Source organism: Halobacillus massiliensis (genome assembly GCF_900166625.1).
GTDB lineage: Bacteria > Bacillota > Bacilli > Bacillales > Halobacillaceae > Halobacillus_A > Halobacillus_A massiliensis.
In genome coordinates this window covers 1,259,146-1,273,207 of the sequence record NZ_LT800499.1, presented here as the reverse complement: position 1 = coordinate 1,273,207, position 14,062 = coordinate 1,259,146, and the positions used below count along the sequence as shown (strand labels likewise).

General features: G+C 41.3%; 15 protein-coding genes. All 15 read right to left on the bottom strand.

What is annotated here, in order from left to right:
• Positions 1–36: 36 nt before the first annotated feature.
• The gene (locus B7E06_RS06360; protein ID WP_082233174.1) at positions 37–576 is read right to left on the bottom strand and encodes a hypothetical protein; all 540 of its coding nucleotides are present in this window, start codon (positions 574–576) and stop codon (positions 37–39) included.
• Between the two features lie 184 nt (positions 577–760).
• Positions 761–2,449 (bottom strand): DUF6044 family protein, encoded by a 1,689-nt coding sequence (locus B7E06_RS06355; RefSeq protein WP_082233173.1) that lies wholly within the window; start codon positions 2,447–2,449, stop codon positions 761–763.
• The gene (rffA, locus tag B7E06_RS06350) at positions 2,412–3,542 is read right to left on the bottom strand and encodes a dTDP-4-amino-4,6-dideoxygalactose transaminase (protein ID WP_082233172.1); all 1,131 of its coding nucleotides are present in this window, start codon (positions 3,540–3,542) and stop codon (positions 2,412–2,414) included. The genes B7E06_RS06355 and rffA overlap by 38 nt, the downstream gene beginning before the upstream one ends.
• 4 nt (positions 3,543–3,546) lie before the next feature.
• On the bottom strand, positions 3,547–3,903 hold the full coding sequence (locus tag B7E06_RS06345; RefSeq protein ID WP_082233171.1) for an EamA family transporter: 357 nt from the start codon (positions 3,901–3,903) through the stop codon (positions 3,547–3,549).
• 3 nt (positions 3,904–3,906) lie between these two features.
• Positions 3,907–4,587, bottom strand: coding sequence for a GNAT family N-acetyltransferase (locus B7E06_RS06340; protein WP_082233170.1), 681 nt, complete (start codon positions 4,585–4,587; stop codon positions 3,907–3,909).
• 19 nt (positions 4,588–4,606) lie between these two features.
• On the bottom strand, positions 4,607–5,551 hold the full coding sequence (locus tag B7E06_RS06335) for a glycosyltransferase family 2 protein (RefSeq protein WP_082233169.1): 945 nt from the start codon (positions 5,549–5,551) through the stop codon (positions 4,607–4,609).
• A complete protein-coding gene (gene rfbB, locus B7E06_RS06330) occupies positions 5,530–6,558 on the bottom strand; it encodes a dTDP-glucose 4,6-dehydratase (protein ID WP_082233168.1) in 1,029 nt (342 codons plus the stop codon). The genes B7E06_RS06335 and rfbB overlap by 22 nt, the downstream gene beginning before the upstream one ends.
• Entirely contained in the window at positions 6,551–7,483 is a 933-nt protein-coding gene (gene rfbA, locus B7E06_RS06325; RefSeq protein WP_082233167.1) for a glucose-1-phosphate thymidylyltransferase RfbA, read from the bottom strand. The genes rfbB and rfbA overlap by 8 nt, the downstream gene beginning before the upstream one ends.
• Positions 7,484–7,678: 195 nt before the next feature.
• On the bottom strand, positions 7,679–8,875 hold the full coding sequence (locus tag B7E06_RS06320; protein ID WP_143414464.1) for a TcaA NTF2-like domain-containing protein: 1,197 nt from the start codon (positions 8,873–8,875) through the stop codon (positions 7,679–7,681).
• A 4-nt stretch (positions 8,876–8,879) separates the two neighbouring features.
• Entirely contained in the window at positions 8,880–9,083 is a 204-nt protein-coding gene (locus B7E06_RS22470; RefSeq protein ID WP_179133994.1) for a zinc-ribbon domain-containing protein, read from the bottom strand.
• Between the two features lie 54 nt (positions 9,084–9,137).
• Positions 9,138–9,899: a hypothetical protein gene (locus B7E06_RS06310; RefSeq protein WP_082233164.1), complete on the bottom strand. Its 762-nt coding sequence runs from the start codon at positions 9,897–9,899 to the stop codon at positions 9,138–9,140.
• Positions 9,900–10,051: 152 nt separating this feature from the next.
• The gene (locus tag B7E06_RS06305) at positions 10,052–10,858 is read right to left on the bottom strand and encodes an alpha/beta fold hydrolase (protein WP_082233163.1); all 807 of its coding nucleotides are present in this window, start codon (positions 10,856–10,858) and stop codon (positions 10,052–10,054) included.
• A 90-nt stretch (positions 10,859–10,948) separates the two neighbouring features.
• Entirely contained in the window at positions 10,949–12,103 is a 1,155-nt protein-coding gene (locus tag B7E06_RS06300; RefSeq protein ID WP_082233162.1) for a M20 peptidase aminoacylase family protein, read from the bottom strand.
• A 40-nt stretch (positions 12,104–12,143) separates the two neighbouring features.
• The gene (locus B7E06_RS06295; protein WP_082233161.1) at positions 12,144–12,911 is read right to left on the bottom strand and encodes an SDR family NAD(P)-dependent oxidoreductase; all 768 of its coding nucleotides are present in this window, start codon (positions 12,909–12,911) and stop codon (positions 12,144–12,146) included.
• Positions 12,912–12,927: 16 nt separating this feature from the next.
• Complete coding sequence (locus B7E06_RS06290) at positions 12,928–14,058, bottom strand: thiolase family protein (RefSeq protein WP_082233160.1); 1,131 nt, start codon at positions 14,056–14,058, stop codon at positions 12,928–12,930.
• Positions 14,059–14,062: the final 4 nt, after the last annotated feature.

The window sequence follows — 14,062 nt, the reverse complement described above, 5'->3', positions numbered from 1 at the left end:
GGCCAGGATAAGGGCTTTCTTTGTGTAACACGCTTCCTACAAAAGCAAAAATACTAAGGTATGAGAAGTAGTTTTTGCAAAATCATCAGTAACCCCTTTTTCCTTCAACTCAAGAATCATGGCCTCAGTTACATCATCTGAATCCATGGAGGAGACAACGACATTGCTTACTACGTGATAATTAAAGAGCTTGATCAACGTTTCTTTTGATTCCTGTGAGACAGGAAGTTCTTCCGCAAACTCAATTATCGAGCTGTTCCATTCTGTCGCTCCGGTATCAGCCAGTATTTGCAGCATGTTCTCCCCGTCATTAGCTGATGGATCTTGTACTGGCTGACTCTTTGCTTTATTGTATTTCGGTTTCTTTGAAAGTCGTTCATCAAGCCCTGTTACAAAATGAAGTTCTGAAATGTTCTCCTCTTCTAGTTCAGCTGTAAGCTGTTCAATTTCATCTTTAATCTTCTGATCCTGTACGGACAATGGAGCCTCCAGTGCATGAGCATATCCAGTCTGCGGGTAAAAAGTGAAAAGAAAAAGACTACAAAGTATAAAACCTGCCACTTTTTTCATATACATCCTCCACCCCTCCTCATCTATTGGTTATAAAAATAACACAAGCTGTTGGGAGGGGATACCGGATGCATAAAAGTTGAACCTATATTCCCAACATTCCGCTCTTTAATCTGCTGTTAAATAGTCGGTATGAAGCTCTTTCCTTGTGTCTCCTAATTCCTTTTATCCGGGACTAAGTAACTTCTCATTAGACGTGGTACAAGTAAATTTTCCACGGGGATGCTTCATTTTCAAAAGAACGTTCAAATTCAAGACCTATTTCATCATAATTTTCAATAGGCAGACCGGAAAGAATGTAATCTCCACCTAACTCTTTTAAAGCCTTTGTATCTAAGAGCAGCTCTTCAATCGTCTGATCACTCGTCTTTTTAAACATATAGTCCTTACCGAGTTCACTGGAATAGACGTACAGCCTTCCACCCCAAGTATCGAAGTAGTTTTCCAAAGAAGGGGTTTTCTCAAGTTCAGGAGCGATAATTTTCCTGAACTTATGCTTATATTCTAACGGATACGTATTGTTATACGTGTCAAGCGTATAAAAACCATTATATTGCGGTATGGTCGGATGCATCGCAACACTGATCACCCTGTATTCTGAAGGCTCCTCACCGATGTAGACCTGAATGTCTTCAAAAAGCTCAGTCGAGTAAAACTCATTAAATGTTGGTGTATTGAACTCACCATACTTCGTTTCTTCCTTTAGCTGATAGACATTGGAACACTGCATAACAATGAGAACAGCGGCAATGAGCTGGCTTCCTTTAAATTGCCTGGCAATAATGACGAGAGCTATAGCAAAACACAAATACCACAGCATAGGATCAAAGAAATGAATCCTCGCCAAGTTAAAGGTGTTAAAAAAACTAATGCTGTCTTTTAGAGGCCTCAGCCCTTGCCAGTACCATAATGCATAAAACAAGGAAAGCACTGGTGTTGCGCCAAAAAGCAGTATGAGTTTAAGAGGGTAGGCTCCCCGGATAATCGCAAGGATCAGTGCTGCAATAATGACTAATATCACGAGAGGAGTTTGTATGGCTTCATCATGAGTATGACCGAAAAAGAAGTTTCTATCAAAAAGCTCCAGCGTGCCGGCGATATCTTTATGTCCAAGATTATATTCTTCCCGATGAGAGGTAAATGTTGAATCAATAAACATCGTATAGATCAGCAAGTAATTTTTTATAAGATACAGTGAGGTCATTCCGGCAATGGCTGTAAAAAACAGGCCATTGAATCGTTTCTTTCTCACCCATTCCACCAGCCACCATACGCCCATAATTCCGAGGAAGAAAATAAAAGAAAGAACGAAATTTGAGAAGAACGGAATAACGGCTATCGTCAGCCAAATATACCAGGGCGTTTGCTTCCCTTTTTTCCGTACGGTCAGAAATAAATAGAACGCAAGAGGAAGGCCGGCAATTGTTAAAACACCAGATGGCCAAAATGGCAGCATAGCAAATGCAAGCGCCACTCCGGCTGAGAGCCATTTATGGTGATTTTCAGGAATAACGAAGCGATTTAATAATAGATACATCCCAAAAAAAGCACCCATCCTCATTATCGTCTGGCTGATCATATAAGCCACAACCGGCCCAAACCATACGTACAGCCAAAGAATACCGTCTAAAGCAGAAGGCAGAGCACTCCTCGGTAAGCCGTTAACAATGTTAGGGAGAGTCGTACCGGGTGATGCGAAAATGTGGCCGCTTTCTGCCAGCACTTTATACCAGACGATATTGGAATCAAGGTTATCGTGCACACGTATATGAGCATCTCCTCCTAATGTGTAATAAGGCAGGAGATACATAAATAAAATCGCACACGCAAGAAAGGGCCACTTATGTCTGATAAAAAATTTGAATATGTTCAACCACATGACGGACATCCTCTTCTGTAATTCCATAGTATAAAGGCAGACGGAGTACACGTTCACTTTCGCGCGTTGTGAACTTATCGTCTCCTGCAAAAGATCCGAATTTTTCTCCAGCAAGCGATGAATGAAGAGGAACATAATGCGGAACAGCCATGATTCCGTTTTCTTTTAAATATTCCATGAATTGGGCCCTCTCCGTTTCCTCACGACACTTCAAGTAAAACATATGGGCATTATGCTCTGTTTCTGCGGGGATGTACGGTCCCTCTATCCCTTGTAGGGCCATTACGTCCTTCAGTTCATGCCAATACGTATTCCAAGTGTTCATTCGATCCTCATTAATCTTTTGAATGTTTATAAATTGCTCATAGAGATAAGCCGAGTTCAACTCACTAAGCAAATAAGAGGAGCCTACATCTCGCCATGTATATTTATCAACCATTCCCCTTGAAAACTGAGCCCTGTTTGTTCCTTTTTCCTGAACCATTTCCGCTCGTTCGATAAAGGGACGATGGTTGACGATTAGAGCACCGCCTTCACCACATGTGTAATTTTTTGTTTCATGAAAGCTGAAGGTTCCTAAATGGCCGATGGTACCTAAAGGTCTGCCTTTATATGTACTCGTCAACGCCTGCGCCGCGTCTTCAATGACCCATAAGCCATGTTCTTCAGCGATGCTCATGATTTCATCCATATCACAGGAAACTCCTGCATAGTGAACGACCACAATAGCTTTCGTCTTTGGAGTTATTGCCTTCTCAATTTCCTTTGGAGATATGTTTAACGTCTTTTCTTCAATATCGACAAACCGAATGTGAGCTCCTCTGAGTGCAAACGCATTGGCTGTTGAAACAAATGTGTACGAGGGCATAATTACTTCATCCCCTGGACCTGTTTCAGTTAAGATCGCAGCCATCTCTAAGGCGGCTGTACAAGAAGGAGTCATAAAAGCACGGTTACAATCAAGACGTTCTTCCAGCCAGCTGACGCACTTTTTATCAAATGGACCGTTACCGGAGAGCTTACCATTGGCTAATGCTTCTTTCATTAATTCTTCTTCTCCACCTAGAATACACGGGCGGTTAAATGGAATCATTAGATCACCTCATTACGATAATTCCTGCAACAATTAAAGAGATGCCCATCACTTTTTTTAAAGTCATCGGTTCTCCAAATAGAAAAACAGATAGGACGAATACAAGAACAAAAGACAGGCTCATGAATGGATAGGCGTAGCTGATATCAAACTTCGTCATCGCGGCCATCCAGAAAATCGACGCTACAAATGCAGATAGGAAGCCTGATAAGATAAAAGGATTAAGCAGCAGCTGTACAAGAAATATAGCTTTATCGGTCCACTGAGCGGGAAGACCTCCATACTGGTCAATTTTCCATTTTAATATTAGCTGGCCATATACAGTGAAAAAGATGGTTCCAAATATATATAAATATCCCATCCTTTACCCGCCCAACCGGTTAAGCTTGTGATAGACGTCTATCGTTTTACGCAGCCTGAATCCCAGGGAATAGAATAAGTTTAAGGACGCTACATTAGCGGCGGAAATAGAAGTAATCAGTTCTTCATGTCCCGAATTTAATAACTGCTTTTGACAAGCCTTACTTAAAAATCCCTTTGCCAGTCCTTTTCCACGGTACCTTCTATCCATTCCAAGCAGAAGCACGCGGTTTTTTTCGAAGCCAAAAAAACCCATCGTTTCTCCATGAAAATTTAAGCCATACACTTGGTTTTGGTCCATAAGATCTCTCGTCCAATTCATATACCTTTTATCCGCCTGTTCATCCGGAATGTTAAAATCACGATGAAAGCGCCCGTGATGAAAGGTTTCTTCAGCAATTTCAAGAATAATATTCCTATCAAATTCCTCTTCTATGGATATCCCTTCCTGTTCAACAGACAGAAGTTTATCTCTTTTACATACGGGCTCAATTAATGTGTCTACATAATAAAAACCATGCTCTACAAGGAGCTTTGAATTTGAAAGAGGATCTATTTTTATGGTGAAATGTCCTTCTCTTTCATCGGTCTGTGCCAGCGCCTCTTCCTCCATACTCATTACTTCATACGTATCTATATTAAAGTTACGGACATCCCACGGTGTAGGACGTAAATACTCCCTCATAAAATCAACTCCGTTCGGTTCACTGCTTTTTCTCATTGATTTGTTCACGAATTAAATAAATCGGTCTGCCTTTCACTTCATTAAAGACTTTTCCTATATAAAGGCCAATAATTCCAAAATTAAAAAACATCAGGCCTGCAATGAAATACAGACTGACCATTACACTTGTCCACCCCTGCACATGTTCATCCATAAAGAAATACCGCATAAAAAGGTAAAGCCCGTATAGGAAAGAGCCTAGCGATAAAAAAAAGCCGAGTTGAATCGATAATCTCAGTGGCTTATTAGACTGAGCAATAATCGTATCAGTCGCTAAAGTAACCAATTTTTTTAAATTATAAGATGACTTTCCTTCACTTCTTTCGTTATGCTCGACAACAATATTGGATGATTTAAACCCCATCCATTGAAGAAAAAGGGGATAAAGCCGGCTCTGTTCGCGCATTTGCCGAAACCCCTCAATTACTTTTCTATGAGCTATACTGAAGTTGGCAACCGTATGATCAGACACTTGTCCGGTGAAGTAGTCATATACACGATAGAAAACCTTTGAGGACATCTTTTTTAACCAGCTGTCCTGACGCTCTACTCTTTTCGCAAAAACTACTTCATAACCTTCCTGTGCTTTATGGTAAAGGGACGAGATTTCTTCTGGCCGGTCCTGCAGGTCACAGTCCATCACAACCACCCAGTCTCCGTTCGTATGATCGAGACCTGCAGTAATGGCATAATGCTGGCCGAAGTTTCTTGCCAGATCAATACCAATTATTTGTTTATCCTCAAGGGCCAGATCAGTAATCGTTTGCCATGCATGGTCAGGGCTTGAATCGTTAACTAAAATAATCTCATAATCTGCAGGAATACTTAGTATCGTAGTACGCACGCGTTCACACAAATCTCTCAGGCAGGAGCGGCAGCCATAAACCGGCACTACGACTGATATTACCGGCTTAGCTGGGCCCATTGCTGCACATACCAGCTTACGGTTTCTTTTAATCCCTGGGCCATGGTAATGGTCGGCTGCCAGCCCAGTGAATGTCTCAGTTTCGTATCATCTACAGCATATCTGCGGTCATGTCCCAAACGATCTTCTGTAAAAGTAATCAATTCTTTAAAACTATGAAGCTCACCTTTTGCCTGAGGGGTGATTTCATCTAATATCTCACAGATTTTTTCGGCAAGATCTATGTTCTTCAACTCATTGCCTCCGCCAACATTGTAGTTCTCCATAGAACCGCCCTTATGGTAAATGGCATCTAATGCCCGGCAGTGATCTTCTACGTACAGCCAGTCCCTTATATTTTGACCATCGCCATATATAGGGATGGGCTGTTGCTTTAAGGCATTGGAAATGATGGTAGGGATCAGCTTTTCTTCATGCTGCCGCGGACCGTAGTTATTAGAACTGCTTGAGATAACCACATTCATCCCGTATGTATACCCAAAGCTTCTTACAAGTAAATTAGCTCCGGCTTTGGAAGCACTGTATGGATTTCTCGGATCATAAGGAGTATGTTCGTGAAACTTTTCATCACTTTCTAACGAGCCGTAAACTTCATCAGTGGAAATCTGATGAAAACGATTCTCCTGTAATGTCCCCTTTTTTTCCCAATGACGCAGTGCAGACTGAAGCAGTACCTGTGTCCCCATCACATTAGTCTCAATAAACGAGCGAGCGTCATCAATCGAGCGATCAACATGGGATTCGGCTGCAAAGTTTATAATTCCTTTAATCTGATAATCGTTAAATAATCGATCAATGAATGCAGGATCTGCAATATCTCCCTTTATAAATTGATAGTTTTCATAGTTTTCCAGATTGGAAAGATTGGATAATGATCCTGCATATGTTAATTTATCAACATTTAAAAGAGCAGCTTCAGGATATTTTTTTAAATAATAGCTGACAAAATTCGATCCAATAAAGCCCGCTCCCCCTGTTAATAAAAGATACGGCTTGGAATTAGTCATTCTTACTCACCTCTAACATCGGATGGCTGTCCATTTCATCCCAGTATTGTTCAATATGCTTTCTATTTGCTATATCAATTAAATACTGCCCATAATCGGTCTTGGCCATAAATTTCCCAATTTCTCTAAGCTCGTTCTTATCAATATGCCCTAAGTAGTAGGAGATTTCTTCAATGCAGGCAAGCTTAAAGCCCTGGCGCTGCTGAATATTCTTCACAAACTCCGATGCTTCAAAAAGAGATTCATGAGTGCCCGCATCCATCCATGCAAAACCCCGTCCGAGCAGCTGCACATCAAGTTCATCCATTTTTAAATAATATTTATTTAGATCTGTAATTTCCAGTTCTCCGCGTTCTGAAGGAGAAAGCTTTTTAGCAATTTCAACAGCACGGTGATCATAAATATAGAGACCTGTGACCGCAAAATCTGATTTCGGGTCATCTGGTTTTTCTTCTAATGAGACCACTTTCTTATTCTCATCAAATTCAACGACACCGAAGCGTTCTGGATCTTTTACACGATAACCAAAAACCGTAGCGTGTTTATGTGATTTTATCGCGTTACGAAGCAAAGTAGTAAAACCTTGCCCGTAAAAAATGTTATCTCCAAGAATGAGCGTGACATCATCGCGGCCGATAAAGTCTTCTCCTATAATGAGCGCTTCTGGAATTCCGTTAGGATTTTCTTGTACTTCATACGTAATAGAAATCCCTAAAGATTCACCATTCCCAAGCAGCGCTTGAAATCGGCTGACATCTTCTGGTGCACAGATGATTAAGATTTCTTTAATACCTCCAAGCATTAATACAGACAATGGGTAATAAATCATCGGCTTGTCAAACACAGCCAGAAGATGTTTATTTACGCTGAGCGTACTCGGCGACAAGCGCGACCCGCTTCCTCCTGCTAGAATAATCCCTTTCATTCCCAATCCCCCTCATCCCTGTTAATTATCTCACTATAAAGTATATAACCTATTTACTCTGCTTTCACTCTTACTTTTTCGTTAACTTTTTGTGACACGATTGTTACTAACAGCAAAAACAGGGCTTAATCTAGTCTTATGGTCCTGTTCATTATAAGATACAAACTCCTTATCATAAGAAAACGGAGAAGAAGGTTACCCTTCCTCTCCGTTTCTTTCTGTTTCACTAATATCTATTTTCGTAATTCTCATGCCATCGCCTGTGTTAACCAATGTATAATTTTTAACCCGCACATACTGTGTTTCGTTCCCCTCTTGATTTATGAAGGTAAACTTCTCATTTGTCTGCACATAATAGGTGTTCTCCTCCCTTTCCACAGATACCACCTCATTCGTTTGAAAATCAAAGCTGAACCCCTTACCTTTGACCTCTGTTATATAATCATCCAACTCGTCTGCCGCCTCACTGTCTTTCTCTAAAAAGTTAGAGATATAGCTGTAATCTCCTGTATTCAAAGCTGTCTCATATGCCTCTCTAAAATCAATAACATACTCTCCTGCCTGCCCGTCTGTAAATTCTTCTGCACCTGCTGTTACTTTTTCTGTTTCCGTCTCTTTTTCAAGGTATGCATCTTCCTCCCCGTATTCATTTGGCTCCGTGTCAAACCAGAAAGTGAGCATACCTCCATATTGATAATACTGGCTGACCTCTTCACTTCGCTGAACCTCTCCTTTTTCATCGGTCCATTCAGCATACATCCAGACTTCTTCCTCAGGAAAAGGACCAAGGGTATGAAAATCATTTAAGGATTTCCCCGTGCTTTTTCCATTAATAAAAAGAACAGCTTCCGGATATTGGGTATCAATTGTGTAGACTTCTTCTGGGAATTTCATAGAAATGTTGGACTGTTGTTCTTTATTAGGTTCGATACGCACTGTTTCCTTATATTCAATTTTGCCGAACGTACTTGTATAAGACCCTACAAGCTGATATTTACCAGGATAAGCATTAAATTCAACATTTTTTTCACCTTTTATTTTCCGCTTTTCTTCTCCGAATTCAATGGTAATAGGGTTTAGACTGGTTTCTACTTTGATTTCCTGAGGAATCGCATAAACTTCAAAAGTATGATAGAACCCCAGCAGGTAAGGCTCCTTTTTGACTTTAAAAATCTCATTACCGTCACTATCTTTTACTTTAAAGCTCTCTCCTTCTTTTCCTTCTACTATTTCCTCTAATTGGTCCCGGATTTCCTCCCATCCTTCTGAGTGGATGTACTTGAAATATTCGCTCTTATTTATTAACACATCTTTATCCAGCTGCACGTAATTTAAAAATTCATCTGCTTCAAAGGAGGACATCGATTGATCCATCGCTCTAATTGTTTTCATTGGATCAATTTTCGAAGAAATCCACTGGTGGGTTCCAAACAGCAGAACTGCAGCAGATACTACAATCCAGACAGTTTTTTTTCATAGGTTTACGGGAGTGACGAACCTGTCGGGAAGGAGGTGGCTCAGCTCCCCGTTCGGCTCCACAGTAAATACAATACGAATGGTCGCTAGATAGAGAACGGCCGCATGAGGTGCAGTATGTCAAGCTTTCTCCTCTCCTTCTATGAATTCGGGAATGTACTTCCTCTACTTATTTTTCTTAAAAGTAAAAGCCACTAAAAAAGGAGTCAAATTCATTAAATTTCTCAATCAGCTTCCATTTCCAAAAGAAATAAGTCAGAAATGAAATAATCACACTCGTTCCGATCGCTCCATAAAACGCATAAGGTCGTCTCTGACCGCTTACACCGTGATTGAAAATAAACAAAACCGGAACTAAATACAAGGCATAGGACAGTGAGGATCCAAGTAGAACTATAGTAGCAGTAACCGTACCGCTTAATGCAAATAATATTGAAATTAAATTCACTAGAATAAAAGGTGTGATCAGCGCTCCATACTGGGCAACTGTCCTTTTCATATCCAATGTCAGCTTCATAAGTTTAGAAACAATCATAATAGCAGCAAGGCTAATGGCCACACCGACAATCGAATAAAGAAAAATTTTAGAAGTCGTTTCAAAAAACGGGAGTTTCTCCGCCTCTTCCCATCCCAGACTCATTATTTTTATGATCGAATTGGCAAGAAAATAAATGCTTAAACTAAAGGCAAGCGTATAAAGTAGAAGTGCTGCCGCCCCTTGAGCAAAAAAAGATTCAGATACCCGAAAGGCTTCCAGCGGCTGTTTTAAATATAGAAGCGATTGATCCCAATATGCCTTTACTTTTCCAATCGTATCAGCTTCCTTAGTTTCTACCGTTATTAAAGCAGTAGAAGCTGCCTCCTCTACGGTTAAAGCACTTCCGCATACTCCACAAAACTTCCCTGATGACTGTTCATTTTCGCATTGTGGACATTTCATAAAATCATCCTTTCCAGATTAAGACGCCAATACAGCATGTATACGTTTAGATCCATTGTATTAAGAACTAAAAAGTTGGAATGGGAACAAACAAAAAACCTCCGGCTGCATAACCGGAGGCAGAGCTATTTCATTTAAATTTACTGCTTCTTTTAACATCTTCTCTGAAAAAAATCGTCTAATTCCTGATTAAATTTATCTGGTTCTTCTAAAAACAAACAGTGGCTGCTTTCTTCGAATGGTACAAGCTTAGAACCAGGGGTTCTTTCCTGTATATATTCTCCCGCGGCTACAGGGAAAAATTTATCATCCCTGCCAAAGCAGATCAAGGCAGGTATATCTACATTACTTAAGGATTCCCTGAAATCGACCGCTGTCTGATTAAAGACAATGGTACTGGCAATAGAAGCCGGTACCTTCATCATTTCTTCTAAAATCCATTCGTGTACTTCCGGGTCCGGTGATTCCTTAAACATTCCATAAATGAATTCACTATTAAAGCCAAGCTGATCTTCCTGAATGGACTGCATGACACCTTTAATGGCTTCAAAGTCAAAAGCTCCAAACTTCCAGCCTTCCCATAAATAATCCGATGGTGATTGATCGACAACCGTAACCCCTTTAATGTTATCTGTTCCAAACTGATTCACATAATCCCATACAACAAAAGCTCCCATCGACCATCCGACAAGAATTACATTCGTTAACTCCAGCTTTTCAATAAAATTCTTTAAATCCTTGGCGTATTGAGCGACGGTATGGCCATGCTGTACCTTGCTCGAACGTCCATGACCGCGCAGGTCGAAAGTGATCGTCCGATACTTTTCTTTAAAGTACGGAATTTGATAATGAAAGAAACGGCTGCTCATCATGACGCCGTGGATAAAAATTATGGGCTGGCCCTTTCCCTCATCCTCATAATAAAGCTTGGTTTGTGAATCCAATTCTAAAAACGCCACGAAAACCCCTCCCTTTGCCTGTATAATCCATATCACTCATATCTATGACAAGCGAATTTGTCCTATTCAAAGACTCGGGCAAAGATTTTATCAGTTTTCCTCAGCTTTTTCTGCATCCGCTCCATACTGATAGGTAGCCAAAACAGCCTGGTATAAGATTTCAATACCATTAGTTAGAGCTTCATGGTTAAACGTCATAGAGGGATGATGAAGTCCCGGCTCCAAGTTACATCCTAATCCAATCATCGTTGCTTTAAGAGATGGCCGTTTTAAGGTATAAAAGTGAAAGTCATCTCCCCCCGGCGTAATCAGCGGCGGATGGAGATGGTTTCCTCCTAAAGCCCTTTTAATTGCCATACTCATAATATCTATGGCTTCTGTGTTTACCATAGCAGCTGCAATGGAATCGATATGAGTAACCTCAACAATAACAGGATAAAGATTTCTTAAGCTTTCAAATATCCGCTGTACCTGCTCCTCAATTTCTCCCATCACTTCATTCGTCTGTGCCCGAAGATCAAGAGAAAAAGAGGCACTGCCTGGAATAATATTGACATTTTTACCCCCTGCATGAAATCGGGTCATCTTTATCGAGTGAGGAATCGTAGGATCCACATGAATCTTTGCCAGCAGCTGAACAATCTGTGAGCCGAGTTCAATCGCATTATGGTTAAGGTGAGGTCTTGCCCCATGAGCATCTTTTCCTTTAATCTCAACATCATACATGCGTACGGCTCCATGCTGGATAACAGGGGAAGCGTCCCCCATTTTCATTTCCTGCTTCGGACGCAGGTGAATGCCATATAAGTAATCCACATTATCGACTGCCCCTTTTTCAACCATCTTCAGAGCCCCAGCTCCTTTTTCTTCAGCCGGTTGAAAAATAAACTTCAGAGCAATTTTTTCAGAAAGCTCCGGCGCCTGCTCGACCTTCCAAAGCAGTCCCAATACCATGGCCATATGGGCATCATGACCGCACGAATGATTCGCCTTGTAATTACCATCAACCTGCTGCCAAAGGGCATCCATATCAGCACGAATGCCTATCACAGGAAGTTTTCCACTAAAATCCCCGTATTCTCCGATAACTCCTGGACAGTCATTAAAGGTTGTTACCCGACACCCGCTTTTTTCTAAGATCTTCGCGATATATTTCGTCGTTTCAATTTCTTCCCAACTGATTTCAGCGTGATTATGTAAGTATTGAAAAGTTTCATAAGCTTTTTGAAAAATCTCTTTATCGATGACATTTCACCACCTGAGAAAGTTTCTTCCATTGTACCTTTTATAAAACTTCATAGGAAGGCGGAATCCAGCAGCCTTTTTCACTTTTATTAACCGCATAAATTTCTCCAGTCTGTTTTATGCTTCGTTTTTCGATAAACTCGCATATAAAATCTGCTACCTGGTCTGGTGTTCCAATATCCCAGTAAGCTGCTTCCTCTTCTGTTGCCGCTTTTTCTATAAATAGGCGTGTCATATCGGTAAGGGCTGCAGGAGCCAGTGCGTTAACCTGGATCTTTTTGTTTTTAAGTTCCTTTGCAAGAGTTAATGTCATACCAATCACTGCGGACTTAGCCGCACTGTAATTAATCTGGCCAGGATTGCCGAGAATTCCGGCCAGTGACGTCGTATTAAGGATAAAGGCAGATCTTTCGTTACTCTTAAAATATCGGATAGCTTCGGTACTGCAAATGAACGTACTTTTCACATGGGAATCGATAACATCCATAAAGTCCTTTAACTCCATTTTGTAAGAAATACGATCTCTAGTAATCCCGGCATTATTGATAATTCCCGTTAATCCTCCAAAAGCACCCACAGACTTTTCAACAAGCATTTTTCCGGCATCTTCCTCAATAACTGATTTAGCCAGTCCTTCAGCACGCCCGCCTTGTTCTTTTATTTCTTTAACCACTCTATTCACGCTTTTCTCATCACGACCGTTAACCATAACAGCCGCCCCTTTTTTTGCTAGAGCCTTAGCCGTGCTTTTTCCGATCCCACGAGTTGAACCTGTGATAATGATAATTTCATCTTTTAGACTGTTCATTAATTTTTCCCCTCCCTTAAAGTGACTCGAAGAAAGCAGCCAGTCCCATTCCTCCCCCAACCCCGAGTGAGGCCATTCCCCGGTGAAAAGAACTTCTCTTCATCTCTGCTATAAGCCTTGTGACCAGTACGGCTCCAGAAGCTCCATAAGGATGCCCAAGCGCCAGAGCTCCTCCAGAGCGATTCACTTTCTCAAGAGAAATGTTCATTTCTTTTAATGATGCCAGAGATTGAGAGGCAAATGCTTCATTAAATTCAACACAATCCACATCACGCTCACTTAAATTCTGACGTTCCCAGAGCCTTTTTATAGCCGGTACAGGTCCGATGCCCAATAAATTGGGGTCCACCCCCGCTGATGTACTATCAACAAAACGGGCCAGAGGTTTAAATCCAAGTTGCTGACATTTTTCCAGCGACATAATTAGTACAGCCGCCGCTCCGTCATTCATTGGACAGGCATTCCCAGCCGTAACAGTTCCTCCTTTTTTAAAAACGGGCTGTAAACGTGAAAGCTTTTCAAGGGAAGTATCCGGGCGGGGACATTCATCGCGATCGACATTATCGACTGTAACAATTTCATCGTTAAAAGTACCATCACGCTGAGCTCGCACTGCTTTTTTGTGACTGTAAAAAGCAAATTCATCCTGTTCTTCTCTTGAAATGAAATAACGCTCTGCAACATTCTCTGCCGCCTCTCCCATTTCCGGATCACCGATAAATGGCGGAGAAAACCTTGCTCGCGTAAAAATTTCCGGAGCTTCATGAATACAAGCAGGCTTCTTTATTTTCCATGGGGCAAGGCTTGTACTCTCTACCCCTCCGGCAATATAAATATCACCTGCTCCTGACTGAATAAATCTTGCAGCCATATTAATAGCTTCCAGTCCAGACCCACACTGTCTGTCAATTGTTACACCAGGAACTGAGACAGGCAGCCCTGCAGTCAGAAGGGACAAGCGGGCAATATTTCCTCCTGGCCCAACGACATTCCCCAGTATTACATCATTAAGCTCATTACAATCAAGATCTTCTGTTAAAACTTCAAGAAGAGGCTGCATCAGTTTTTCAGGAGGAAGGTGGGACAGCCTGCCGCCTGCCTTGCCAATAGGTGTTCGTTTCGCTTCAACGATCACTGCTTCATGCATATAA